Source organism: Mycolicibacterium sp. MU0050 (assembly GCF_963378085.1).
Taxonomy (GTDB): Bacteria; Actinomycetota; Actinomycetes; order Mycobacteriales; family Mycobacteriaceae; genus Mycobacterium; species Mycobacterium wendilense.
Map to the genome: position 1 here is coordinate 279,487 of NZ_OY726395.1, position 20,755 is coordinate 300,241.

At 67.2% G+C, this 20,755-nt stretch carries 26 protein-coding genes and 1 tRNA gene; 9 read left to right on the forward strand and 18 right to left on the reverse strand.

The window, feature by feature from the left end:
- The first annotated feature begins 23 nt into the window (after window positions 1-23).
- Window positions 24-278, forward strand: a complete 255-nt coding sequence (locus tag R2K23_RS01365) for a hypothetical protein (protein WP_316513779.1) — start codon at window positions 24-26, stop codon at window positions 276-278.
- 260 nt (window positions 279-538) lie between these two features.
- Here the strand turns inward: R2K23_RS01365 and R2K23_RS01370 are convergent, their stop codons facing one another.
- The 10 genes from R2K23_RS01370 to R2K23_RS01415 form a co-directional block, all read right to left on the reverse strand.
- Complete coding sequence (locus R2K23_RS01370) at window positions 539-1,069, reverse strand: hypothetical protein (protein WP_316513780.1); 531 nt, start codon at window positions 1,067-1,069, stop codon at window positions 539-541.
- 298 nt (window positions 1,070-1,367) lie between these two features.
- Window positions 1,368-2,192 carry a phage major capsid protein gene (locus R2K23_RS01375; protein WP_316513781.1) on the reverse strand — a complete coding sequence of 275 codons (825 nt, stop codon included), beginning with the start codon at window positions 2,190-2,192 and terminating at the stop codon, window positions 1,368-1,370.
- 139 nt (window positions 2,193-2,331) lie between these two features.
- Window positions 2,332-2,784, reverse strand: a complete 453-nt coding sequence (locus tag R2K23_RS01380; RefSeq protein ID WP_316513782.1) for a hypothetical protein — start codon at window positions 2,782-2,784, stop codon at window positions 2,332-2,334.
- On the reverse strand, window positions 2,777-3,046 hold the full coding sequence (locus R2K23_RS01385) for a hypothetical protein (protein ID WP_316513783.1): 270 nt from the start codon (window positions 3,044-3,046) through the stop codon (window positions 2,777-2,779). Before R2K23_RS01385 ends, R2K23_RS01380 begins: the two co-directional genes overlap by 8 nt.
- Before the next feature lie 215 nt (window positions 3,047-3,261).
- Window positions 3,262-3,558, reverse strand: coding sequence for a hypothetical protein (locus tag R2K23_RS01390; RefSeq protein ID WP_316513784.1), 297 nt, complete (start codon window positions 3,556-3,558; stop codon window positions 3,262-3,264).
- Window positions 3,555-5,327 carry a hypothetical protein gene (locus tag R2K23_RS01395; RefSeq protein WP_316513785.1) on the reverse strand — a complete coding sequence of 591 codons (1,773 nt, stop codon included), beginning with the start codon at window positions 5,325-5,327 and terminating at the stop codon, window positions 3,555-3,557. Before R2K23_RS01395 ends, R2K23_RS01390 begins: the two co-directional genes overlap by 4 nt.
- Window positions 5,324-6,088 (reverse strand): bifunctional DNA primase/polymerase, encoded by a 765-nt coding sequence (locus R2K23_RS01400; RefSeq protein ID WP_316513786.1) that lies wholly within the window; start codon window positions 6,086-6,088, stop codon window positions 5,324-5,326. Before R2K23_RS01400 ends, R2K23_RS01395 begins: the two co-directional genes overlap by 4 nt.
- On the reverse strand, window positions 6,085-6,438 hold the full coding sequence (locus R2K23_RS01405) for a hypothetical protein (RefSeq protein WP_316513787.1): 354 nt from the start codon (window positions 6,436-6,438) through the stop codon (window positions 6,085-6,087). The genes R2K23_RS01400 and R2K23_RS01405 overlap by 4 nt, the downstream gene beginning before the upstream one ends.
- Complete coding sequence (locus tag R2K23_RS01410; protein WP_316513788.1) at window positions 6,435-6,737, reverse strand: hypothetical protein; 303 nt, start codon at window positions 6,735-6,737, stop codon at window positions 6,435-6,437. The genes R2K23_RS01405 and R2K23_RS01410 overlap by 4 nt, the downstream gene beginning before the upstream one ends.
- Before the next feature lie 157 nt (window positions 6,738-6,894).
- The gene (locus tag R2K23_RS01415; protein ID WP_465270713.1) at window positions 6,895-7,053 is read right to left on the reverse strand and encodes a helix-turn-helix transcriptional regulator; all 159 of its coding nucleotides are present in this window, start codon (window positions 7,051-7,053) and stop codon (window positions 6,895-6,897) included.
- A gap of 72 nt (window positions 7,054-7,125) precedes the next feature.
- Here R2K23_RS01415 and R2K23_RS01420 point away from each other — a divergent pair, with 72 nt between their 5' ends.
- A complete protein-coding gene (locus R2K23_RS01420; RefSeq protein ID WP_316513790.1) occupies window positions 7,126-7,707 on the forward strand; it encodes a helix-turn-helix domain-containing protein in 582 nt (193 codons plus the stop codon).
- Window positions 7,691-8,938 carry a tyrosine-type recombinase/integrase gene (locus R2K23_RS01425; RefSeq protein WP_316513792.1) on the forward strand — a complete coding sequence of 416 codons (1,248 nt, stop codon included), beginning with the start codon at window positions 7,691-7,693 and terminating at the stop codon, window positions 8,936-8,938. The genes R2K23_RS01420 and R2K23_RS01425 overlap by 17 nt, the downstream gene beginning before the upstream one ends.
- Before the next feature lie 51 nt (window positions 8,939-8,989).
- On the opposite strand, the gene R2K23_RS01430 is transcribed toward R2K23_RS01425, so the two are convergent.
- The 4 genes from R2K23_RS01430 to ponA2 all read right to left on the reverse strand — a co-directional run bounded on the left by R2K23_RS01430 (window position 8,990) and on the right by ponA2 (window position 13,815).
- Window positions 8,990-9,063: transfer RNA gene (locus tag R2K23_RS01430), tRNA-Pro, on the reverse strand.
- A gap of 239 nt (window positions 9,064-9,302) precedes the next feature.
- On the reverse strand, window positions 9,303-10,397 hold the full coding sequence (gene cds1 / locus R2K23_RS01435) for an L-cysteine desulfhydrase Cds1 (protein WP_316513793.1): 1,095 nt from the start codon (window positions 10,395-10,397) through the stop codon (window positions 9,303-9,305).
- 4 nt (window positions 10,398-10,401) lie between these two features.
- Window positions 10,402-11,361, reverse strand: coding sequence for a metallophosphoesterase (locus tag R2K23_RS01440; RefSeq protein WP_316513794.1), 960 nt, complete (start codon window positions 11,359-11,361; stop codon window positions 10,402-10,404).
- Window positions 11,362-11,388: 27 nt separating this feature from the next.
- Window positions 11,389-13,815, reverse strand: coding sequence for a transglycosylase/D,D-transpeptidase PonA2 (gene ponA2, locus R2K23_RS01445; protein WP_316513795.1), 2,427 nt, complete (start codon window positions 13,813-13,815; stop codon window positions 11,389-11,391).
- Window positions 13,816-14,094: 279 nt separating this feature from the next.
- On the opposite strand from ponA2, the gene R2K23_RS01450 reads away from it, so the two are divergent.
- Window positions 14,095-14,448, forward strand: coding sequence for a WhiB family transcriptional regulator (locus tag R2K23_RS01450; RefSeq protein WP_396892829.1), 354 nt, complete (start codon window positions 14,095-14,097; stop codon window positions 14,446-14,448).
- Between the two features lie 85 nt (window positions 14,449-14,533).
- On the opposite strand, the gene bagB is transcribed toward R2K23_RS01450, so the two are convergent.
- Together bagB and bagA are read right to left on the reverse strand one after the other, a co-directional pair.
- Window positions 14,534-15,649, reverse strand: coding sequence for an ATPase BagB (gene bagB / locus R2K23_RS01455; RefSeq protein ID WP_316513797.1), 1,116 nt, complete (start codon window positions 15,647-15,649; stop codon window positions 14,534-14,536).
- Window positions 15,649-16,677, reverse strand: coding sequence for an ATPase BagA (gene bagA, locus R2K23_RS01460; protein WP_396892831.1), 1,029 nt, complete (start codon window positions 16,675-16,677; stop codon window positions 15,649-15,651). Before bagA ends, bagB begins: the two co-directional genes overlap by 1 nt.
- Before the next feature lie 41 nt (window positions 16,678-16,718).
- Here bagA and R2K23_RS01465 point away from each other — a divergent pair, with 41 nt between their 5' ends.
- Genes R2K23_RS01465 through R2K23_RS01475 form a run of 3 tightly spaced genes read left to right on the forward strand, consistent with a single transcriptional unit; the run spans window position 16,719 to window position 18,138 of the window.
- Window positions 16,719-16,880: a DUF4177 domain-containing protein gene (locus tag R2K23_RS01465; RefSeq protein ID WP_126332135.1), complete on the forward strand. Its 162-nt coding sequence runs from the start codon at window positions 16,719-16,721 to the stop codon at window positions 16,878-16,880.
- On the forward strand, window positions 16,877-17,332 hold the full coding sequence (locus tag R2K23_RS01470; protein ID WP_316513800.1) for a RidA family protein: 456 nt from the start codon (window positions 16,877-16,879) through the stop codon (window positions 17,330-17,332). Before R2K23_RS01465 ends, R2K23_RS01470 begins: the two co-directional genes overlap by 4 nt.
- Window positions 17,329-18,138, forward strand: coding sequence for an MBL fold metallo-hydrolase (locus tag R2K23_RS01475; RefSeq protein ID WP_316513801.1), 810 nt, complete (start codon window positions 17,329-17,331; stop codon window positions 18,136-18,138). Before R2K23_RS01470 ends, R2K23_RS01475 begins: the two co-directional genes overlap by 4 nt.
- A gap of 50 nt (window positions 18,139-18,188) precedes the next feature.
- Here R2K23_RS01475 and crp read toward each other — a convergent pair whose 3' ends face one another.
- Together crp and R2K23_RS01485 are read right to left on the reverse strand one after the other, a co-directional pair.
- Window positions 18,189-18,863, reverse strand: coding sequence for a cAMP-activated global transcriptional regulator CRP (crp, locus tag R2K23_RS01480; protein WP_068248454.1), 675 nt, complete (start codon window positions 18,861-18,863; stop codon window positions 18,189-18,191).
- A 113-nt stretch (window positions 18,864-18,976) separates the two neighbouring features.
- On the reverse strand, window positions 18,977-19,264 hold the full coding sequence (locus tag R2K23_RS01485; protein WP_316513802.1) for a hypothetical protein: 288 nt from the start codon (window positions 19,262-19,264) through the stop codon (window positions 18,977-18,979).
- Between the two features lie 148 nt (window positions 19,265-19,412).
- Here R2K23_RS01485 and nth point away from each other — a divergent pair, with 148 nt between their 5' ends.
- Window positions 19,413-20,093, forward strand: coding sequence for an endonuclease III (gene nth, locus R2K23_RS01490; protein WP_316513803.1), 681 nt, complete (start codon window positions 19,413-19,415; stop codon window positions 20,091-20,093).
- A gap of 8 nt (window positions 20,094-20,101) precedes the next feature.
- Window positions 20,102-20,755, forward strand: a complete 654-nt coding sequence (locus R2K23_RS01495) for a TlpA family protein disulfide reductase (RefSeq protein WP_316513804.1) — start codon at window positions 20,102-20,104, stop codon at window positions 20,753-20,755.

Here is a 20,755-nt window from a genome sequence, read left to right on the forward strand (position 1 = left end):
GGGGATGGCTCAGGGGGTAGCCGGTGAGTTTCAGCGATGGGTGGCGCGGTGACGCGCGCGATTCGACCTCGATCATCGACCGGCGCATCGATCAGCTGTTGGCGCTGATCGCCGAGCACAGCCTGGATCCGGTGATCAGCGAGAAGGCCCAGGAGCTGCGGGTGACCCCCGAGCCGAGAGAGGATTGGTCGCAGAAGGCGCTGCAGGCCTTCCACGACATGGCCGTGTTCCTCAGCATGAAGGGCGCCTCGGGCGCCGACGACCCGGTGGGGCGCTGACGGCTCGCTGACTCTGGCCGCCTCGACCAGCCCTCTCGGACGTCGAGGGGAACCGACAACCAAGAAGGCCCCGTTCCGGAAACCGGACCAGGGCCTTCTTTTTGCGATCACACGAGTCGGGGTGGCGGGATTCGAACCCACGACCTCTTCGTCCCGAACTCCACGAACTGGGCGTTTGCCAGGATTGGCTCTGTTGGATGGTTGGAATAAGTCCAGTTCAGGGGGTTGGCGACGTTGGCTCGATGCGGCGGTCGATGAATCTACTGCGGACGCCCTGCGGACGGAGCTGTCTGTGCAACCCCATCGAGAACCAGCTCAATCAGCTTCTCTAGCGGTGGCCTTGCGGATGTGTTCATGCTTCCGGTCGCATCGAGAACCACGGCGGGCTTGCCGGAGTCGTCCCAGTGCAGGCTGATCTTCGACTTCACACCAAGCTCTGAATGGAGCATCCGGCTCGGCTGATACACCTCAGCCTCGACATCAACCTTGCGCAGTCCCGCCAGCGGGCGGAGCCAGCCGCGAGTCGCGGGGGCCGACGAGTCTGTGTCTGCCGGCTTGAGAACTTCCATGCAGCCGAACACGCCTCCCCGAACCCAGTAGAAGGTCAGCAGTGTTTCGCCAGCGTCGGCCGTCATGTTTCGCAGCCCAAACAGGGCGTCAGGAACACCCCTGACCGTGGCACAGAGCGCGTACCAGGTCGCAGTTACTTGGATATCGGTTAGGCCGCTGTCGTGAAACTCGACCGACTCGCGCATCGCGTCCAACACTTCTTGTACCAATACGTCAGCCATAGGGCGTGAGGCTACGCCCGTCCGCAGACAAAATCGTTGAGGCGGAGTCGCGCCCGCCTCCGTGGAACGATTCAGCTCCCGATCAGGTTTGGCGGCCCAGATTTCCCCGGGAAGCGTACAGAGATGCGCGATTGGGCGCGGCCGTTGAAGCTCGTCAGTGTGGGGTAGAGGGTGCCCCGGTCCCCTTGGGGTGGGCCGCGGTGAGGGTCACCAGGTCTCACCGCGGCCCGGTGGCGGGGAAAGGATCAACCCGCCCGGACTGGTCCTCGGTCATCCGGTCCGAGGACTGCCGTTGCTTTTACGAGCCGTCGACGGTGAACTTGCCGATGCGGTCGGGCCGGGTGACGCCCCAGCCGATGCGCCAGGTTGCGCGCAGCTGGACGCCGTCGGAGGCGAACAGGGCGTGCTCGCTGGTGGCCACGCTGACGGGTCCGACCGCGCTGACGATGGCGGTGCGGTCGACGACGAGGCCGTTGCCGGCGGGGATGTAGCGGCTCTTGAGGACGGGCAGGGACAGCAGCATCGGCACGGCGTCGGTGACTCCGGCTCCGACGAGGCTGGCGTTGCTTCCGGATTCGGTCTTGAGTTTCTTCACCTCGGCGAATGCCTGTGGGTGCATGACGATGTGACTCGGGGTGCCGCCGTTGGATTCGATCTCGGCGATGAGGTCAACGAGGATATCGAGGTTGTTGCCGAGCTCGCCGCCGTTGATGATGTTCGAGACGTTGGTCAGGCCGGTTGGGCCGCCGACGTCTGCGATGTAGGAGTTGTCCGCCTTGGACACGAGGTCTCGGGCCACGGACTCGGCGACCTGAGTGGCGGTCTGGGTCTGCCGGAACTGCTCGGACGACAGGTTGACCAGGCGCACCAGCTTCTTGGTGCGGACCTCGAGCTCATCGAGGTCGGGGTCGTCCTCGGTGGCTGGGCTGCCTTCGGCGACGTATGCGGCGCTGTCGGCGTCTTTGACGAATGCGACGCGGACGGCGGGCTGGTCTCCGTCGACGCTGCCGGCCACGGTGCTGGTTTGCAGGATCAGCGCGGGGGCGACGACATCGGGGGCGGGGAAGAACGTCTGATCTGGCCGCCAGGCGTAGTCGGCGGTGCTGGTCGTGATTTGTGCCATTGTGGTCGTCCTTCAGGTAAGCGCAGCCGAAGCAGTGATTTGGCCTTGTGCTCGCTGGCCTGCTGGCCTGGCGGCTGCCCACCTGGGCGATCTGTGCGAGCCCGGTGGCTTCTGCCTGAGCGGGCTCGCACAGATCATTCTACCGCCTGTCCTTCGGCTTGAAGGCGTCGGCGAAGGTGTTGTTGTTTCCTGCCGTGATGCGGTCGCGGCTGGTGACAGTGGAGGTCGATTCGGTTGCGCTGGAAGGTTTCTGCCAGTGGGGTCGGGCAGTCAGGATCTGTGCGACACGCTCGGTCACCCGGTCGGTGTCGACGTTTCCGCTGTCGTCGAGCAGTTCGGTGAGGTCGTCGTTGTCGTGCCAGATGTCGGCGCCGTCGGCGAGGCGCTGGCCGGCGAGGCGTTCGACCTCGGCGCGCTGCATGGCGGTGAGCTGTGTCCGCAGGGTGTCGCGGTCGGCTTCGGCGGCCTGGGCGCGGAGCCGGTACTTCTTGGCTTCGGAGGCCCGGTTGTCGGTATCTGCCGTGTTGTCCGGCGCTTGTGCGTTGTCGACTGGCTCGGTGGTTTCGGTTGGGGTGTCGGGTGTTTCACTCATCGGTGTCGTCCTCGCGGTAGCTGATTTCGATGGATTCGCGTAGTACGCCGAGGATGTTCTCGGGCTGGTCGCCGAGGACGTTGGCGAGCTGGCGGGTCAAAATGGTCGCCATACTGACCGATGCGGACAGCATCATGAGGGCGTCGGTGTGGCTAGATTCGGAGATCAGGGCGTTGGCGGTTTGGTCTCTGGTGTCGTTGAATTCGGCTTCGAGTAGAGCTAGGGCCGAGAGTGTCGCGGCCTGGCGGTCGGGTTTGGTCATGGGGTGTTCCTTTCGATGGTGTCGGCGATTTGGTTGATGAGTGCGGTTGCGGCGGCGGTTGACAGGACGTACTGGCCGACTCGGACTAGGCCGTCGGGTTCTGCCCGGACTTCGGGGTGCTCGTTGCGGCAGGCGAGGCAGATGCCGCTGCGGGCGTGGGTGCGGCGTGTGCGGCATTGGCGGCATCGCCGGTAGGAGGGGCGGCGGGTGGCCATTCAGCCGGCTTTTCTGGCGGGTCGCCCGATTGGCTTCGGGGTGTTGATTTGGCCGGCGACGACTCCGCGTGGGCGTTTGGACTTCGGCAGTGAGTCCACCCATTCGGCGCAGCTGGCCAACGCTGGACAGGTGCGGCACACGTGCTGCGCTGTCTGATAGCGGTATTCGGTGTCCTCGGGGGTTTCGCCGGGAGGGGCGGGGTCGAACGCTTCCCATAGGCCGACGCAGGCGGCGTCGGGGAGCTCTGGCGCCAGGGCCAGGGCGTCGAACAGGTCTTGTGGGGTGAAGTAGCTCATGCTGTCTCCTCGGTTCGGATGATGTTCCAGACCCGTTCGTTGCGGGCCTCGCCGTGCGCGGGCGCCGACTCGATCCGGCCGGAGCGCACCAGGGTTTTGCGGGCGGTGTCACGGTCAATTCCGGCGGCGGTCGCGGCGCAGTAGAAGTGGTCTTGGTCGACGACTTCGGTATTTGCTGGGAGCTTGTCGACGTAGTTGTGAACCCACTGGGTTGCCGAGACGTAGCCGGTCTGGCTGGTGCCGGTGATCGCGTAGGTTCGTGTGCTGCCGGAGCGGTCGATCATCGTGAGCAGTCCGGTGGTGGCGATGGCGTTGGAGATCGATGCCTGGGAGTAGCCGGCGGCCTTCCCTGCCTCCTGCACAGCAAACGAGGTGGTGGTGGTGTCGCCGGCAGATTTGAGGTCGTCTACGAAACGGGCCAGCCACTTCGTGCATGACTCTTTCGACTGCCCGGTTTCGTGTGACCTGCGGGTATCCAGATCAGTGACCGTGGCGGGGTGGTCACGGGTGACCTCCGAGGTCACCCCTGCTGAACTGGGTGTTTCAGGGGTGACCCGGTTGGTCACGGGTGACCCGATCCGGTATCGCACACTGTTGTGCTCGCCCGGGCGCATTGCCACCAGTCCATCGCCTTCCAGCAAAGCGATAGCTTGGTCGAAAAGCTCTCGTTTCTCCCGCTTGCCGAGGCGGCGGCGAAGATCGCCACCGGCTTGCTCTCCGTCGCGTTCAAGCATTCGTAGGATTGAGCGTTTGACGGTTTCCAGGCGGCTGGCGTCGTAAAAGTCCTCACCGGCCGCGCGAGCTACAGCCCGCTCTCGGACCTTTGCTCGTGCGGCCTGGCGGTCGTAGTCGATGACGGCTTGGCGGGTGGCGTCGGACTTGGCCATGATGACCTCGGATAGCTGCCAATCCAGCTCGGAGATGACCGAACGGTGGTCCATTACCGCGAGGGCGGCGGCGACCTTCAGCCGAGTCAGCGTCCGGTGACCGTCGAGGGCGTCGAGTTGGCCGCGCTGGTTGGCCAGCAGTCCTGCCGCGACGTACTGGGCGATGTCCGGAGTGCCGTACTGGATCAATACCTGCCTGTCCGCCAGCGCCCACTCCGGCAGCTTCGTGTCCAGGACGTGGTCTGGCTCAGGGCCGGGCGTATCTGGGATGGAGGGATCGGTGACGGACCCCCACACCATGCGCTGCGGTGTTCCACCACTTACGTCGTCGAGCAGGACGGCCGTGTGGCCGTACTGCGCGCTGATGGACAGGCACAGCCGGTAGGAGTCGGCCGGCACGGATCGAGTCGTTGCCGAGGAAGCGCCCTTGCTGCCCAACCGATCACCAGTCAGTGCCGCCTTGATGGTGGCCCGGGTGTTGTTACCCTGGCCTGCGTTCAACGCGGTGAAGTGGTCGATTTCCGACAGCGTGATGAGTGCGCGGGTGATCCGGTCCTCGGGGTTCTTCGTCTCCTTGAACAGTTCATGGACGCCCTGTCCGGAACCGAGTGCTTCCTCATGAATGTCGGGGGCGGGCCAGACGATGCGCGCCAGCTTGTCAGTGACGCCTTTGCCGGCGCCTGACCGACCGATGAGCACAATGGCCATGTTCAGCGACGCTGGGGCCGGCGGCCCGGGCAACATCACACGGTGACTGGTGGAGACGATTACCCGCAGTAGGACGGCTAGCAGCAGCGCCCATGGGGCTACGTACCGGGCGCGTGCCCATTGGTGAATCAGGTTGAGCTGGTCGGTGGCCGACCAGAATTCGTCGTCGGTCAAGATGCCGCCTTTCGTCGAGCGGACGCAATGGTTCGTTGGATTTCGGTGGTGTCGAGGCCGATCTGGTGGGCGGCGGCCGCGAGAGCGGAGTAGACCGCGGCCGGTGCGGAATCTGCTGCGGCCCGTGCTGCGGCCCAGAAGAGGGTGCCGTTGCGGTTGCCTTCCTGGGCCTCGGCGACGGTCTGGATCAGGCCGTCCCACCGGTCACCAGAAGCTGGGGCCGGCCCGGTGGGTGCCGCGAAGGTGGGTTGCGCGATCAGTGCCAGCAGGTGTTCGGGCAGATCTGCGATAGGCCCGTCGCGGTGCAGCCGGTAGGGCTTGCCGGTGACCGGGTGAATCGAACCGGGTGCGACCAAGTAGCCCTTGCCGCCGACCTTTACGTCGATACCGGGCAAGCTGGGGATCTTGCCGCGCACCGGGCCGGTGTGACGGTAAAAGAAGTGCCACCCGCCCCCACCCGTCCTGCTCGTCAGAGTCGCGTGTTCGGGTCCGAGGCTCAGGGCGGAAACGGTGCCGCCGTTTCTCGGGTCGACGTCGAGCGCGACGACGCCAGTTTGGGTACAGCCCCAGTTGCAGCCCGGATGGCGTTTGGCCCAGGCGGCGATCACGTCCGGGTCGCGGGTGAAGTCCTGCACACCGTGCTTGGTGAGTGGGATCTTCCCGTCGAGCGGTCCCACCGAGAAGCCGTGCTCCAGCATGGTTTCCAGATCGGCGGGGACGCCGGCCCGCGTGGGGCCGGCTCCCTCCGTCGTGGTGGTCACCGCGTGAGTCCCTGCTGGATGTCTGCGGCCCGGACCAGCGCCGCGGCCAGCGACCGAGCAGCGTCGGAGGTCAACCGCAGCTTCTGTTCGACCCATTCGCCGTCCACGTGGTGCTCGGTGACCAACTCGACCCCGTCGTACAGGTGGTCATCCGGTGCGCGCTCACCCGACGTCAACGCACTCGGGTGCGCCGCACTGGTGGCGTATACCGATATGCCTGGAGGGAACTTCTGCCCGTCGAGGGCGAGCAGTTTGACGGTGTGAATGGGCCGGTAGCAGTACGGAATCTCGCAGTCGTGCGCCTCGTCGAAGTCACGCTGGTGGCACCAGACCGAATGAAAGTTGCTCATCGGGTCACCGCCTGGTCGACTTCAAGCGCGGTGCTGGCCTTGTCCAGCGCGTCGGAGGCCCGCCGCAGGTGGTTCAGCGCGACCACAACGTCGGTCACGGCGAACAGCGGCGCCTCGGCGGGCAGCTGCCGCAACACCTCGTTGATGTCCGTGCGCAGCAGGTCGATCCGGTTGACCGCGACATCGAGTCGCTGGGCAACTGTCTCGGGCGGCGCATACGAGGCGCAGAAGCTACAGGTGTCGGCGCCCTCGGTGGGCACCGTGCAGTGCCGGCACTGGGTGGTTGTGGGTACAGTCATTGGAGAGCCTTTCTCTACTTGGTGGTTGAGCGGTTCTGATCGCCCTCGGACGTGGTGGCAGCCACGCCGGGGGCACTTTCCTTTCCGGGCCGAAGGTCTTCGGTCCGGTCTCCCTCGGGCCACAGGCCCAGGTCTTCGTGGGCGGGGTACTCCCGCATCAGGCGGCGCCGCCGCGCTTGGTGGTCTGCTCCTGTTCAGCAATCCACCGCTCGACCTCAGATCGGCGGTAGACCACCCGCCTGCCCAAGGTCCAGCTCGCCGGACCCTCGTTGTTGTGACGCCAGTAGCGCAAAGTCCCCTTCGGAACGCCGGTCATGCCCGACACGGTGTCCGTATCGATGATTGGGTCGTCCACCTGCATACCTTCCTGTAGTGAAGTTGACGCAATGTGCACCAACAGAAGAAACAGTCTCATGAGCTTGCCTTCACGTCAAGCACCATTCACGATGTTCTTGTGGAGAATCCGATCACTCGGCAAGTCGGCGAGCGCGTTGCAGCAGTCAGGGCAGAAATGGGCCTCACGCAAGCTGAGTTGGCTGCCGAGATGACCGTGAGGCTGGGGCGAGAGATCCGGCCGTTGACAATAACCAGGCTCGAAGGAGGGAAACGCCCAATCGGAGTCGACGAGCTTGTCGCCGCCGCAGGGGCTCTAAAGATCAAGCCAGCAGATCTCCTGGATGACAAGGCACTCCCGCTGGGTGCGGTCCGGGCAATGAGTGCCGCTCAGAGTTTGGCGCGAGCATCGAATGAGGTGGAGCGGGCCGTCCGAGAGTGGACTTGGGCACATGTACGGATGGAAGCCATCCTTCGCAACCCGACCGTGCTGGAAGAACTTTCGCCACAGTCGAGGACGTGGCTCAAGATCGTCGCGGCTGAAGATCTGGGCCGACTGGTCGAGGCGGCCGAGGAAGAGGCGATTCAGAGCGTCCATACCTACGACGAAGGGGCCGCCGATGGCTCAGACGCGTAATCGTCGTGCGGGTGTCGAGGACCGCTGGCACCGACTCGGCGTAGGAACGCCCTGTACCGACAAGGGCCACGGGAAACTCGGCACACTGGTGGAGAGCGCCAACCACGGCAGGGGAAAACGTTGGCGCGCAAGGTATGTCGACGCTGAAGGCCGCGAAGTAGCCAAGGGATTCGCGCGCAAAGCTGACGCCACGAACTGGCTGGAAGACGTCACCTCAACCATCGTCACCGGCACCTACGTAGCCCCCGGTGCCGGTGCTGTGACGGTGGGCGACATGCACGCGCAATGGCTCAAGACCCAAGCCCACGTGAAAGATTCGACCAAAGCGGCCAGGGCGTCGGCATGGGCCGTTCACGTTGAGGAACGGTGGCAAGGCGTCGCCGTCGCAGACGTGCAAACCTCGACGGTGCGCGCCTGGGTCAACGAGATGACCGAGGCGGGTTCAGAAGCCCCGACTATAGAGAACGCGCTCGGCGTGCTGCGGATGATTCTCGCGCTGGCCGTCGAGGACCGCCGCATCCCGCGCAATCCGTGCGACACGGTGAAAGCACCCAGGCGGAAACACTCCAAGCGGGCCTACCTGACGCACCAGCAGGTCGCCGAATTGGCCGGGTCGATGGCCCGTGACGGCCTGGTGGTCAAGTTCCTCGCCTACACCGGCCTGCGGTACGGGGAGATGGCAGCATTGAAGGTGCAGGACTTCGACATGCTGCGCCGACGCGTCAACGTCAGAGAGTCGGTCACCGAGGTCGTCGGCAAGCTCACCTGGTCCACACCGAAGAACCACGAGCGCCGCTCGGTGCCGTTCCCTCGGTTCCTCGTTGCGGAGCTGGCTGCGCGCATGGAGGGCAAGGCCCGTGAGGATCTGGTGTTCTCCGCTCCGGCCGGCGGAGTGCTGCGCATCGCCACGTTCCGCACCCGCGTATTCAATCCGGCGGTGGACAAGCTCCGCGGCCTCGACGACGACGGGGATCCGACGACGGACTGGCCTCGGCCCACGCTTCACGACCTTCGGCATACGGCGGCCAGCTTGGCGATCAGTGCCGGCGCCAACGTGAAGGCCGTACAGACGATGCTCGGGCACAAGAGCGCGGCCCTGACGCTGGACACCTACGCCGACCTCTTCCCGGACGATCTGGAGGCTGTAGCGGACGCTTTCGATGCCGCTGTCGAGGCCCTGGCGAAAACTACTGCGGACGCACTGCGGACGGAAGACGAACCGGCCCTGTAACGCAAGAAGGCCCCGACCGGGTTATCCCTGGTCAGGGCCATTCTCACTCTGTCGGGGTGGCGGGATTCGAACCCACGACCTCTTCGTCCCGAACGAAGCACGCTACCAAGCTGCGCCACACCCCGCGTGAAGCCACGACAGCGTATCGCACCACGGTGCCGGGAAGCCAAACGAGTCCCCCGAATCGGGCCCGGGATGAAATCCGCGTGTCAGTGCGGTTGTACCCCTCGTACTGCTGCCAGGCTGGGATCCACACGAGGAGGCCGTCTATGACCGCATTGGGTGCTGCCCTCTACGGCGGGTTTTTGGTGCTGGCGGTGCTGTGGCTGCTGTTCACCGCCGACGAATCCGACGGCGCCGAGGATCACCATTCGGTGCAGGATCGCTCGAAGTCCGCCAACCGCGCCGTCGGCCCGGACAGGTCCAGCCCCATGTTGGTGACCCACTCGTCGCAGAAGTAGGTGTCCGCGTAGCGGTCCCCGCTGTCGGCGAGCAACGTGACCACCGATCCGCGCTGTCCCCGGGCCACCATGTCGGCCAGGAGACCGAACGCGCCCCAGATGTTGGTTCCCGTCGACGGTCCCACCCGTCGTCCCAGCACCGCGCTGACGTGTCGGGCCGCCGCCACCGACGCCGCGTCGGGCACCAGGACCATCCGGTCGACCACCTCCGGTAGGAACGACGGCTCCACCCGCGGCCGGCCGATGCCCTCGATGCGGGAGGACTCACCGGTCACCACCTCGCGGCCCTGCTCGTAGGACGGGAAGAACGCCGAGTTCTCCGGGTCCACGACGCACAGCCGGGTGTGGTGGCGCCGGTAACGGATGTAGCGACCGATGGTGGCGCTGGTCCCGCCGGTGCCCGCGCCCACGACGATCCAGGACGGCACCGGGTGCGGTTCCGCGCTCATCTGCGAATAGATCGACTCGGCGATGTTGTTGTTGCCGCGCCAGTCGGTGGCGCGCTCGGCATGGGTGAACTGATCGAGGTAGTGCCCGCCGGTCTCGGCGGCCAGCCGCTCCGCCTCGGCGTAGACCTCCGCGGCGTTGGCCACGAAATGACACCGGCCGCCCTGCGCCTCGATCAGGGCGATCTTCGAGGCGCTGGTGGATTCCGGCATCACGGCGATGAACGGAAGTCCCACCAGCGCAGCGAAATACGCCTCGGAGACGGCGGTGGAACCCGACGACGCCTCGACGAGCGTCGTGTCCGGTCCGATCCACCCGTTGCACAACCCGTAGAGGAACAGCGAGCGGGCCAACCGGTGCTTGAGGCTGCCGGTGATGTGGGTGCTCTCGTCCTTGAGGTACAGCTGCACGTCGTGGGCGTCGCACCAGGCCGACGGCAGCGGATACCGCAGCAGATGGGTGTCGGCGCTGCGTCGCGCGTCGGCCTCGATCAGGCTGATCGCATGGTCCACCCACGCCCGCTGGGGGCTGCGGTCGCAGACCGAATTCACCGCGTCAGAGCGCGACGGCGGTGGGCTGCGATTGGTCGAGGTTGCGGCTGGAGTCGCTGCCCCCGGTGGGCGCGGCGATCAACGTCAGCAGGGAGGCCTCCGGCCGGCAGCAGAACCGCACCGGCGCGAACGGCGACGTCCCGAGGCCCGCTGAGACGTGCAACGCCATGTGGGCGCCCCACTTGGACACCCCCTTGGCGCGGGACGTGTCGAGGTCGCAGTTGGTCACCAGCGCACCCTTGAACGGCATGCACAGCTGCCCGCCGTGGGTGTGGCCGGCCATCACCAGCTGGTAGCCGTCGGCGGCGAAGCGATCCAGCACCCGGGTGTACGGCGCGTGCACCACCCCGAGGCGCAGGTTGGCCGCGGCGTTGGCCGGGCCGGCGATCGCGGTGTAGCGGTCCCGGTCGATGTGCGGGTCATCCACGCCGGCGGCCGCGATGGTGACGCCGGCGACCTCGAGTTCGCGACGAGTGTGCGTCATGTCCAGCCAGCCCCGCTCGGTGAACGCCGCGCGCAGGTCCTGCCAGGGCAGCGGATTGCCGTGCACCCGGTGCCCCCGGTCGGTCAGGTACTTCGCCGGGTTCTTCAGGGTGGGACCGAAGTAATCGTTGCTGCCGAACACGAACAGCCCGGGCACCGACAGCAGGTCGCCGAGGGCCTGCACGACGGCGGGAACCGCCTTGGGGTGCGACAGGTTGTCGCCCGTGTTGACCACCAGGTCCGGTTCCCAGCGCGCCAGGTCGCGCAGCCACGCCTGCTTGCGCCGCTGCGCCGGCCGCATGTGCAGGTCGGATAGGTGCAGCACCCGCAACGGCGACGAACCGGGCGACAGCACCGGCAACGTCGCCTCGCGCACGACGAACGCGTTGCGCTCGATGAGCGACGCATAGCCGATCCCGGCGACGGCGGTACCGACTGTCACCGCGGCGGTGCGTTTCAGAACGGGGAGAACGGCGGACATGTTGGCAGGATACTGCCCGGCGCCGGGTTACGGAGGCGGAGGCGGCACCAGCACCGGCACCGTGATCGGCGGCAGGCCCGGAATCTCCACCACGGTCTGGCCCAGCGGCGGTGGCGGCGGCAGACCCGGCGGGCCGGCCGGCCGCGGCGGCGGCGCCGGGGCGACCCCGTTACTGACCAGAATCGTGACGATCGACCCCGGAATGGTCTGCCCGCTCGGCGAGGTGCCGACGACGGTGCCGTAGGACGAACTGCTGTTGACCGACGACGCCTGCTCTGCGACCTGGAACCCGGCCTCGGTGAGTCGCTGGCGGGCGCTGTCCTCCTTGAGGCCGGCCACGCTGGGCACCCGCGAGTTGGGCCCGCCGTCGACGTAGCGCGGGTCCGTCGGCGGCATCACGACTTCGCCGAAGTTGGTGGCGATCGGCTTCATGGTGGCGAACCAGGTGGCCGCGGGTTCGTTACCGCCGTACAGGTTGCCCGAGCCGCACTGCCGCAGTGGATACGAGCACAGCTCGCTGGGTGCATTGGAGTCGTCGTAGATGTAGTTCGCGGCGGCCAGCTGGTTGGTGAAGCCCAGGAACCCCGAGGACCGGTTGGCCTCGGTGGTTCCGGTCTTGCCGGACATCGGCAGGTCCCAGCCCACCGAACCGGCGGCCCCGGCCGCGGTGCCGGCGCCGCGGTCGTCCTCGCTCATGGCGTTGGCCAGCGTGTTGGCGAGGCCCTCGGGGACCACCTGCTCGCAGGTCGCGGTGGTCACCGCGATCTCCTTGCCGTGGCGGTCGAAGACCTTGTCGATCGGGTTGGGCGGGCACCACGTGCCCCCGGAGGCCAGCGTGGCTCCCACGTTCGACAGCTCCAGCGCGTTGACCTCGAACGGGCCCAGCGTGAAGGAGCCGATGTTCTGCCGCTTGATGAAGTCGGCCAGGCTCTCGGTGCTCTCCGGGTGGTAGTCGCGGGCCGTGCCGGGTTCGGCGTAGGACCGCAGGCCCAGCTTGACCGCCATGTCCACGGTGCGCTGCACCCCGACCTGCGAGATGAGCTTGGCAAACGCGGTGTTGGGCGAGGTGGCGAGCGCGTCGGTGACGTTCATCGGGGAGCGGTAGCTGCTGACGTTCTGGACGCACCAGGTGTCCTTCGGGCACCCGCGGGCGCCGCCGCTGCCCAGCCCCTTGGCCTCGAACCGGGCGGGCACGTCGAGGTTCATGTTGATCCCCATGCCCATCTCCAGCGCCGCGGCGACCGTGAAGATCTTGAACACCGAGCCGGCGCCATTGCCCACCAACGAGAACGGCTGCGGGTGCATGGTCTCCCCGGCCTCGAGGTTCAGCCCGTACGTCCGGTTGCTGGCCATCGCGAGCACCGGGTGCGTCTCCTTGCCCGGCCGGATCACGCTCATCACGCTGGCGACGCCGGGGGTGTCCGGGCGCGCGTACCGGTCGACGCCCTGCTTGACGGCGGCCTGGATGTCGGGATCCAGCGTGGTGCGGATCAGGTAGCCGCCCTTGGCCACCTGCTCCTTGCTGATCCCGGCGCGGGCCAGATACTCCTGGACGTAGTCGCAGAAGAACGCGCGGTCGCCGGCCGCGATGCAGCCGCGGGGCAGCTCGTTGGGCACCGGCAGCACCCCGAGCGGCTGCTGGCGGGCCACCCGCAGTTCTTCGGCGTGCTGGGGCAGGTTGTCGATCATGGTGTCGAGCACGACATTGCGGCGGGCCAGCGCGCCCTCGGGGTTGGTGTAGGGGTCCAGCCCGGTGGTGGACTGCACCAGACCGGCCAGCAGCGCGGCCTGCTCCCAGTTCAGCTGGGACGCGTCGATGCCGAAATAGGTCTGGGCGGCGTCCTGGATTCCGTGCGCGCCGTTACCGAACGACACCAGGTTCAGGTAGCGGGTCAGGATCTCCGGCTTGGTGAGCGTCTTGTCCAGGGTCAACGCCATCCGGATCTCCCGCAGCTTGCGCGCGGGGGTCGTCTCGATGGCGGCGCGCTTCTCGGCGTCGGTCTGGGCGACCACCAGCAGTTGATAGTTCTTGACGTACTGCTGTTCGATGGTCGAACCGCCGCGGGTGTCGAGGTTGCCGGACAGGTAGCCGGACAGCCCGGTCAGGGTGCCCTGCCAGTCCACCCCGTTGTGTTCGGCAAACCGTTTGTCCTCGATGGAGACGATTGCCAACTTCATGGTGTCGGCGATCTGGTCGCCGGGCACCTCGAAGCGCCGCTGGTTGTACAGCCAGGCGATCACGTTGCCGCGGGCATCCACCATGGTGCTGACCGCCGGGATGTCGCCCTCGACGAGTTGTGACGAGCCGTTGGCGACGACGTCGGAGGCGCGGTTGGAGATCAACCCGACGCCGCCGACGATCGGGAACATCAGGGCCGCGGCGAGGACGGCGGCGAGCAGGCAGCACCAAGCCAGCTTGATGACCGTGACTGCAACCGGTGGGCGGTCTGGCATGCGTACAGCGTAACGATGCCTGTGAGCGGCGCGAATACCGAGCAGCGCGGCCGGGACGCCGTCCGCGGGGTCCGGTTCTGCCCCGTTTCATGATCGGACTGCACGGGCGTCCCAAAAAGAGGAGCTCGCAATGGTTGCGCAAATGCAACCTGACCACCTAACTTATACAGACAATGCGACGTAGGTAACACCTCACGAAGCAGTGTGGCGTAGATCGCAACCAGGTCTACACCCGAGGACAGTGCCGCTGGTCAGCGGACGAGCGAAGGGGAATCGCTGGTGTCAACTACTCGGTCTGCAGTACGTACGACGGTCACACCCCGGATGGATGTGCCGCCGCCCGGCGCAGAAGGCGAAGCCCGCATTGCATGGGTGGCGAAAGCTCGTTGTCGGGGTGCGGACCCCGACGAACTGTTCGTCCGCGGGGCGGCGCAGCGCAAGGCCGCCGTCATCTGTCGGCATTGCCCCGTGATCGCGGAGTGCGGCGCCGACGCACTGGACAACCGCGTGGAGTTCGGGGTGTGGGGAGGCATGACCGAACGTCAGCGCCGGGCCCTGCTCAAGCAGCACCCCGAGGTGGTCTCCTGGGCCGACTTCTTCGCCGCCCAGCGCAAGCATCGCAGCGTTAGCTAATACTGCCGACGGCGTCAGTTACCTTCCCCGCGAGGGGTGGTGACTGACGCCGATTGCGTTGGCGGTCGCGTCGATCGACGGCCGGTCAGGCCGTGAGCTGATCGGCGATCGCCCGCAGCGCCTCCAGGTCGGACACGTCGAACGGCAGCGACGGCACACCGACGATCGGAACGTCCGGGTTGGCACCGGTGAACCGGGACAACAACCGGACCTCCCGCTTGGCGGTCAGCCCGCGGTCGGCATGCACCCGCAGCACCGCGGCGGCCAGCGACTCGGGATTCTTGGCCTCCAACTCCTCGGCGCCGTCGACGGCGCGTTCCACCGTCAGCGGGCACAGCGGCGGATGGGTGCGGTTGAGGATCAGGCCGGCCAGCGGCATCTTCTCCTCCGAGAGCCGGTCGACGAAGAACGTGGCCTCGCGCAGCGCATCGGGTGCGGGGGCGGAGACGACGACGAACTGGGTTCCCCGGCGCTTCAACAGCTCGTAGGTGCGGTCGGCTTTCTCCCGGAAACCGCCGAACGTCGAATCCAGCGACTGCACAAACGCCGACGCGTCGGAGAGCATCTGCGAGCCGAGCACCGTCGACATGGCCTTCATGGCCAGCCCGACGGCGCCGGTGACCAGCCGGCCCAGGCCGCGGCCCGGGGCCAGCAGCAGCCGCCACAACCGTCCGTCCATGAAGCTGCCGAGCCGCTTGGGCGCATCCAAGAAGTCCAGCGCGTTGCGCGACGGCGGGGTGTCCACCACGACCAGATCCCAGCGATCCTGGGCCAACAGCTGGCCCAGCTTCTCCATCGCCATGTACTCCTGCGTGCCGGCCAGCGAGGTCGCCACCGTCTGATAGAACTGGTTGTCCAAAATCGCTTGTGCGCGTGCCGGATCCGAGTTCTCGATGACCATCTCGTCGAACGTGCGGCGCATGTCGAGCATCATCGCGTGCAGCTCGCCGGGGACCTCCTCGGGCAACGGGACCCGCTGCGGGGTGTTGCCGAGGTCCTTGATGCCCAGCGCCTGAGCCAGCCGGCGCGCCGGGTCGATGGTCATCACCACCACGGTGCGCCCGTACTCGGCGGCGCGCAGCGCCATGGCCGCGGCCGTCGTGGTCTTGCCCACGCCGCCGGCGCCGCAACACACCACGACGCGGTTGGACGTGTCCTGCAGGATCGACGCCATGTCGAGCGCCGGAGGTTTGGTGCTCATCAGCGGACCCCCTGGTGGGCAAGCGCGTCGGCCAGCTCGTAGAGGCTGCCGAGGTCGATGCCGTCGTTGATGGATGGCAGTTCCAGCCGGGGCACGTGGATCTCGTCGAGCCGTTCGGCGGTTTCCGCCCGGGACTTCACCCGGGTCGCGTGCTGGATGGTCTCGGTGAGGAGTCCGGCGAAGTCGTTGTCGGACATGGTGATCCCGATCTGCTCCAGATCCGCGCGGATCGAGTCGGCGTCGATGTCGCCGTCGGCGGCCTTGGCGAGATCGTCGGCCGGCAGGAACGCGGGAATGTTGCGGTTGACGATGACCGCGCCGATCGGGAGGCCGATCTCCTCGAGCTCCTCGATGGCCTCGATGGTCTCCTGGATGGGCAGCGACTCCAGCAGCGTCACCAGGTGGATGGCCGTCTGGTCGGACCGCAGCAACTGGACGACGCCCTCGGCCTGAGAGTGCACCGGGCCGCCCTTGGCCAGGTCCGACACCGCCCGGGTCACGTCCAGGAACCGGGAGATGCGGCCCGTGGGCGGCGCATCCACCACGATCGCGTCGTAAACCGGCAGCTTGTTGCGGTCGAGCCGGATCACCGACTCCTTGATCTTGCCGGTCAGCAGCACGTCACGTAGGCCGGGAGCGATGGTGGTGGCGAACTCGACCGCGCCGATCCGCTTCATGGCGCGGCCGGCCAGCCCCAGGTTGTAGAACATGTCGAGGTACTCCATGAACGCGGCCTCGATGTCGATGGCGAGCGCGTTGACCTGCCCGCCCCGCTCCGCGGTCGCGATCTTGAGCTCCTCATACGGCAGCGGCGGCACATCGAAGAGCTGCGCAATCCCTTGGCGCTCTTCGACTTCCACCAACAACACCTTGCGGCCGCCGGCAGCCAGCGTCAGCGCCAACGCGGCGGCCACCGTCGATTTGCCGGTGCCGCCCTTACCGGTGACGAAATGGAGCCGGGCCTCGGCCAATCTGGAGGGCCAGCCGACGGTTCTTCCGTCGCGCGGTGTGGTTGCCATGAACTGCATGTTAACCAACGTCTTAACCGGGACCACTAGGCTCATTACCCATGAGTGCACCGACCACCTGGGAGTACGCCACCGTGCCACTGCTCACCCACGCCACCAAGCAAATCCTCGATCAGTGGGGCGCCGACGGCTGGGAGCTGGTTGCCGTGTTGCCCGGACCCACCGGCGAGCAGCACGTGGCGTACCTGAAACGCCCCAAATGAGCGCCACCGCGCGCCTCGAAGAGCTGGGCCTGACCCTGCCTCCGGTCGTCGCCCCGGTGGCGGCGTATGTGCCCGCCGTGCGGACCGGCAACCTGGTCTACACCTCCGGTCAGCTGCCGATGGTCGACGGGGAACTGCCGGCGCAGGGCAAGGTGGGCGGCGCCGTCAGCGCCGAGGACGCCCGGGAGCTGGCCCGGCGGTGCGCGCTCAACGCGTTGGCCGCCGTGCACGCGCTGGTGGGGCTGGACAGCGTGACGCGCGTGGTCAAGGTGGTGGGCTTCGTGGCCTCGGCCCCCGGCTTCAACGGCCAGCCCGGCGTCGTCAACGGCGCTTCGCAGCTGCTCGGTGACGTGTTCGGGGACGCCGGCGCGCACGCGCGGTCCGCGGTCGGCGTCTCGGAGCTTCCGCTGGACGCACCGGTCGAGGTCGAACTCATCGTCGAGGTGAATTGAGCAAGGACGCCCTGACTCCGCCGGCGGGTGAGGTTCCCAGCCACCCCGCCTACGGAGTGCTGCGTCCGGTGACCGACTCGGTGTCGGTCCTGCTGTGCGACAACCCCGGCCTGATGACTCTCGACGGCACCAACACCTGGGTGCTGCGCGGGCGGGGCAGCGACGAATTGGTCGTCGTCGACCCCGGCCCCGACGACGACGCGCATCTGGAACGGTTGGCTGACCTCGGCAAGATCTCGCTGGTCCTGATCAGCCATCGGCACGGCGACCACACCGACGGCATCGATCAGATCGTCGATCGCACCGGCGCGGTCGTGCGTTCGGTGGGCAGCGGGTTCCAGCGCGGGCTGGGCGGCCCTTTGGTCGACGGCGAGGTGATCGACGCCGCCGGCCTGTCGATCACCGTCATGGCCACCCCCGGGCACACCGCGGACTCGGTGTGCTTCCTGGTCGACGACGCGGTGTTGACCGCGGACACCGTGCTGGGGCGGGGCACCGCCGTGATCGACGGCGAGGACGGCAGCCTGCGCGACTACCTGGAGTCGTTGCGGCGCCTGCATGGCCTGGGCTCGCGCCGGGTGTTGCCGGGGCACGGACCGGACCTCGGCGACCTGGCCGAGATCAGCGAGATGTACCTGGCGCACCGCGAGCAGCGGCTGGAGCAGGTGCGCGGTGCGTTACGCGAGATCGGTGAGGACGCGAGCGCGCGGCAGGTGGTGGAGCATGTGTACACCGACGTCGACGAGAAGCTCTGGGAGGCCGCCGAGCAGTCGGTGCAAGCCCAGCTGGACTACCTTCGCCCGTGATTTGGGTGCGCACGGGGGCGCTGAAGCACCCCTGAACGCACCCAAATCGGTCAGCGGGCGCGGCGGGCCAGCCGCTCGCTGTCGCTGATCAGCACGCTCTTGCCCTCGAGGCGGATCCAGCCGCGGTGGGCGAAGTCGGCCAGCGCCTTGTTCACCGTCTCGCGGGAGGCCCCGACCAGCTGGGCGATCTCTTCCTGGGTCAGGTCGTGCGTGACGCGCAGCGCCCCGCCTTCCTGGGTGCCGAACCGCTGGGCCAGCTGCAGCAGCTGCTTGGCCACCCGGCCGGGCACGTCGGTGAAGATCAGGTCCGCCAGGTTGTTGTTGGTGCGACGCAGCCGGCGCGCCAGCACCCGCAGCAGCTGCTCGGCGATCTCCGGGCGGTCCTTGATCCACGCCTTGAGGGCGTCACGGTCCATGGAGACCGCGCGCACCTCGGTGATGGTGGTCGCGCTCGAGGTCCGCGGGCCCGGGTCGAAGATCGACAGCTCGCCGAACATGTCCGACGGCCCCATGATCGTCAGCAGGTTCTCCCTGCCGTCCGGGGATCGCCGACCGATCTTCACCTTGCCGGAAATGATGATGTACAGGCGGTCACCGGGCTCGCCTTCGGCGAACACGGTATGCCCACGCGGGAAGTCGACCGGCTGCAACTGCTTGGTGAGTGCAGATACGGCGCTGGGTTCGACTCCCTGGAAGATTCCGGCCCTGGCCAGGATCTCGTCCACGTTGCCCCTCTTAATTCTGGAATGGTCTGATGCGCGCTGACCAGCCTCTATACGTTTAGCTACACGGTTAGCGTGATCAGTCTAGAGGTAGGCCCTGGCGTGACAGGCCAACGCTACACACGATTAGCTTGGCGAGTCGCCTGAAACTGTGGATTCGAATTGACCGAGTGGTAGATCCGAGTCGGCAAATCAGGCTCGTCGTCGAGCCGAAATGGTCCGGCCGGGGCCACCGGCACCCGAACCCGCGCGCTTTCGGAACGGGCCGCCGCGGCGGCGCGCTCGAGCAATTCGGCAACCTGATTGTCGGTCTCCGAATCGTCGACCGCGGTTTCGAGTCGCTCCAGCCCGAACGTCGCAATCATGAGCAACGCGGGTATGGAAACTGCCAATAACCAGGCCACACGAGGAAGTAAACACGGGCAAGGTCTCAGCGGGATCACGAATTGCCATCCGCTACGCGGCTACCCTGTGGTGGTGGCGGGCAAGGGAAATCGGAATCGGAAATGGGATCGGGAGACCCCTCTCGGTCTGGTTCGTCGTGCCCGACGGATGAATCGCACCCTGGCGAAGGCGTTCCCGCACGTGTATTGCGAACTGGATTTCACCAATCCGCTGGAACTGACCGTGGCGACCATCCTGTCGGCGCAGAGCACCGACAAGCGGGTCAATCTGACCACCCCGGCGCTGTTTGCCAAGTACCGCACCGCCGCCGACTACGCCGGGGCCGACCGGGCCGAGCTCGAGGAACTCATCCGTCCCACCGGGTTCTATCGCAACAAGACGACCGCGCTGATCGGCCTGGGCCAGGCGCTCGTCGAGCGGTTCGACGGGGAGGTGCCCGCCACCCTCGACGAGCTGGTGACATTGCCCGGCATCGGCCGCAAGACCGCCAACGTGGTCCTCGGCAACGCCTTCGACATCCCGGGCATCACGGTGGACACCCACTTCGGTCGTCTGGTGCGACGCTGGCGCTGGACGGCCGAAGAAGATCCGGTGAAGGTCGAGAAGGCCGTCGGCGAACTGATCGAGCGCAAGGAGTGGACCCTGCTCAGCCACCGGGTGATCTTCCACGGCCGCCGGGTCTGCCACGCCCGACGGCCGGCCTGCGGGGTGTGCGTGCTGGCCTCCGATTGCCCGTCCTTCGGTGCAGGACCGACGGACCCGCTGGTGGCCGCCCCGCTGGTACGGGGGCCGGAGACCGAGCATCTGCTGTCGTTGGCGGGACTCTAGCCAGGCGTATGACCAGATCGGCGAAGTGGACGCTGGTGATCGCGGCGGTCACGGCGGTGGTGCTGGCCGCCTTCGTCGTCGAATTGCGCGACTCCGGGCCCGGCGATCCCGGCGCGGCCGTCGAGACGGGGCAGCCGAGCGAGCAGGCGCGCGAGCGCCGCGACGCCGACACCGCGGCGGCGCTCGCGGAGCCCCGCCGCCGCGCCGACCTGCACCCGTGCCCGGCCGGCGGCGACGAGCCGGGGCCCGAGGCGCTGCGCGGTGTGGTCCTCGAGTGCGCCGGGGACGGCACCTCCGTGGACATCGCGTCCGCCCTGGCGGGTCGGCCGGCCGTGCTCAACCTGTGGGCCTACTGGTGCGGACCGTGCACCGACGAGCTGCCGGCGATGCAGGAGTACCAGCGCCGGGTGGGGCCGGAGGTGACGGTGCTGACGGTGCATCAGGACGAGAACGAGGCGGCCGCGCTGGTGCGCCTGGCCGACCTGGGCGTGCAGCTGCCCACCGTGCAGGACGGTCAGCGCCGGATCGCGGCGGCCCTGCGGGTACCGAACGTGATGCCCGCGACCGTGGTGCTCGATTCGGACGGTAGCGTGACCAAAATCCTGCCGCGCGCGTTCACCAACGCCGACGAGATCGAGGCGGCGGTCGGTGAGCTGCGATGA

Excerpts from the sequence above, each read along its gene's own strand:
- R2K23_RS01370 (WP_316513780.1), bottom strand. The coding sequence starts at position 1,069 with ATGGCTGACGTATTGGTACAAGAAGTGTTGGACGCGATGCGCGAGTCG.
- R2K23_RS01375 (WP_316513781.1), bottom strand. The coding sequence starts at position 2,192 with ATGGCACAAATCACGACCAGCACCGCCGACTACGCCTGGCGGCCAGAT.
- R2K23_RS01380 (WP_316513782.1), bottom strand. The coding sequence starts at position 2,784 with ATGAGTGAAACACCCGACACCCCAACCGAAACCACCGAGCCAGTCGAC.
- R2K23_RS01385 (WP_316513783.1), bottom strand. The coding sequence starts at position 3,046 with ATGACCAAACCCGACCGCCAGGCCGCGACACTCTCGGCCCTAGCTCTA.
- R2K23_RS01390 (WP_316513784.1), bottom strand. The coding sequence starts at position 3,558 with ATGAGCTACTTCACCCCACAAGACCTGTTCGACGCCCTGGCCCTGGCG.
- R2K23_RS01405 (WP_316513787.1), bottom strand. The coding sequence starts at position 6,438 with ATGAGCAACTTTCATTCGGTCTGGTGCCACCAGCGTGACTTCGACGAG.
- R2K23_RS01410 (WP_316513788.1), bottom strand. The coding sequence starts at position 6,737 with ATGACTGTACCCACAACCACCCAGTGCCGGCACTGCACGGTGCCCACC.
- R2K23_RS01415 (WP_465270713.1), bottom strand. The coding sequence starts at position 7,053 with ATGACCGGCGTTCCGAAGGGGACTTTGCGCTACTGGCGTCACAACAAC.
- R2K23_RS01425 (WP_316513792.1), top strand. The coding sequence starts at position 7,691 with ATGGCTCAGACGCGTAATCGTCGTGCGGGTGTCGAGGACCGCTGGCAC.
- R2K23_RS01440 (WP_316513794.1), bottom strand. The coding sequence starts at position 11,361 with ATGTCCGCCGTTCTCCCCGTTCTGAAACGCACCGCCGCGGTGACAGTC.
- ponA2 (WP_316513795.1), bottom strand. The coding sequence starts at position 13,815 with ATGCCAGACCGCCCACCGGTTGCAGTCACGGTCATCAAGCTGGCTTGG.
- bagB (WP_316513797.1), bottom strand. The coding sequence starts at position 15,649 with ATGAGCACCAAACCTCCGGCGCTCGACATGGCGTCGATCCTGCAGGAC.
- bagA (WP_396892831.1), bottom strand. The coding sequence starts at position 16,677 with ATGCAGTTCATGGCAACCACACCGCGCGACGGAAGAACCGTCGGCTGG.
- R2K23_RS01465 (WP_126332135.1), top strand. The coding sequence starts at position 16,719 with ATGAGTGCACCGACCACCTGGGAGTACGCCACCGTGCCACTGCTCACC.
- R2K23_RS01470 (WP_316513800.1), top strand. The coding sequence starts at position 16,877 with ATGAGCGCCACCGCGCGCCTCGAAGAGCTGGGCCTGACCCTGCCTCCG.
- nth (WP_316513803.1), top strand. The coding sequence starts at position 19,413 with ATGAATCGCACCCTGGCGAAGGCGTTCCCGCACGTGTATTGCGAACTG.
- R2K23_RS01495 (WP_316513804.1), top strand. The coding sequence starts at position 20,102 with ATGACCAGATCGGCGAAGTGGACGCTGGTGATCGCGGCGGTCACGGCG.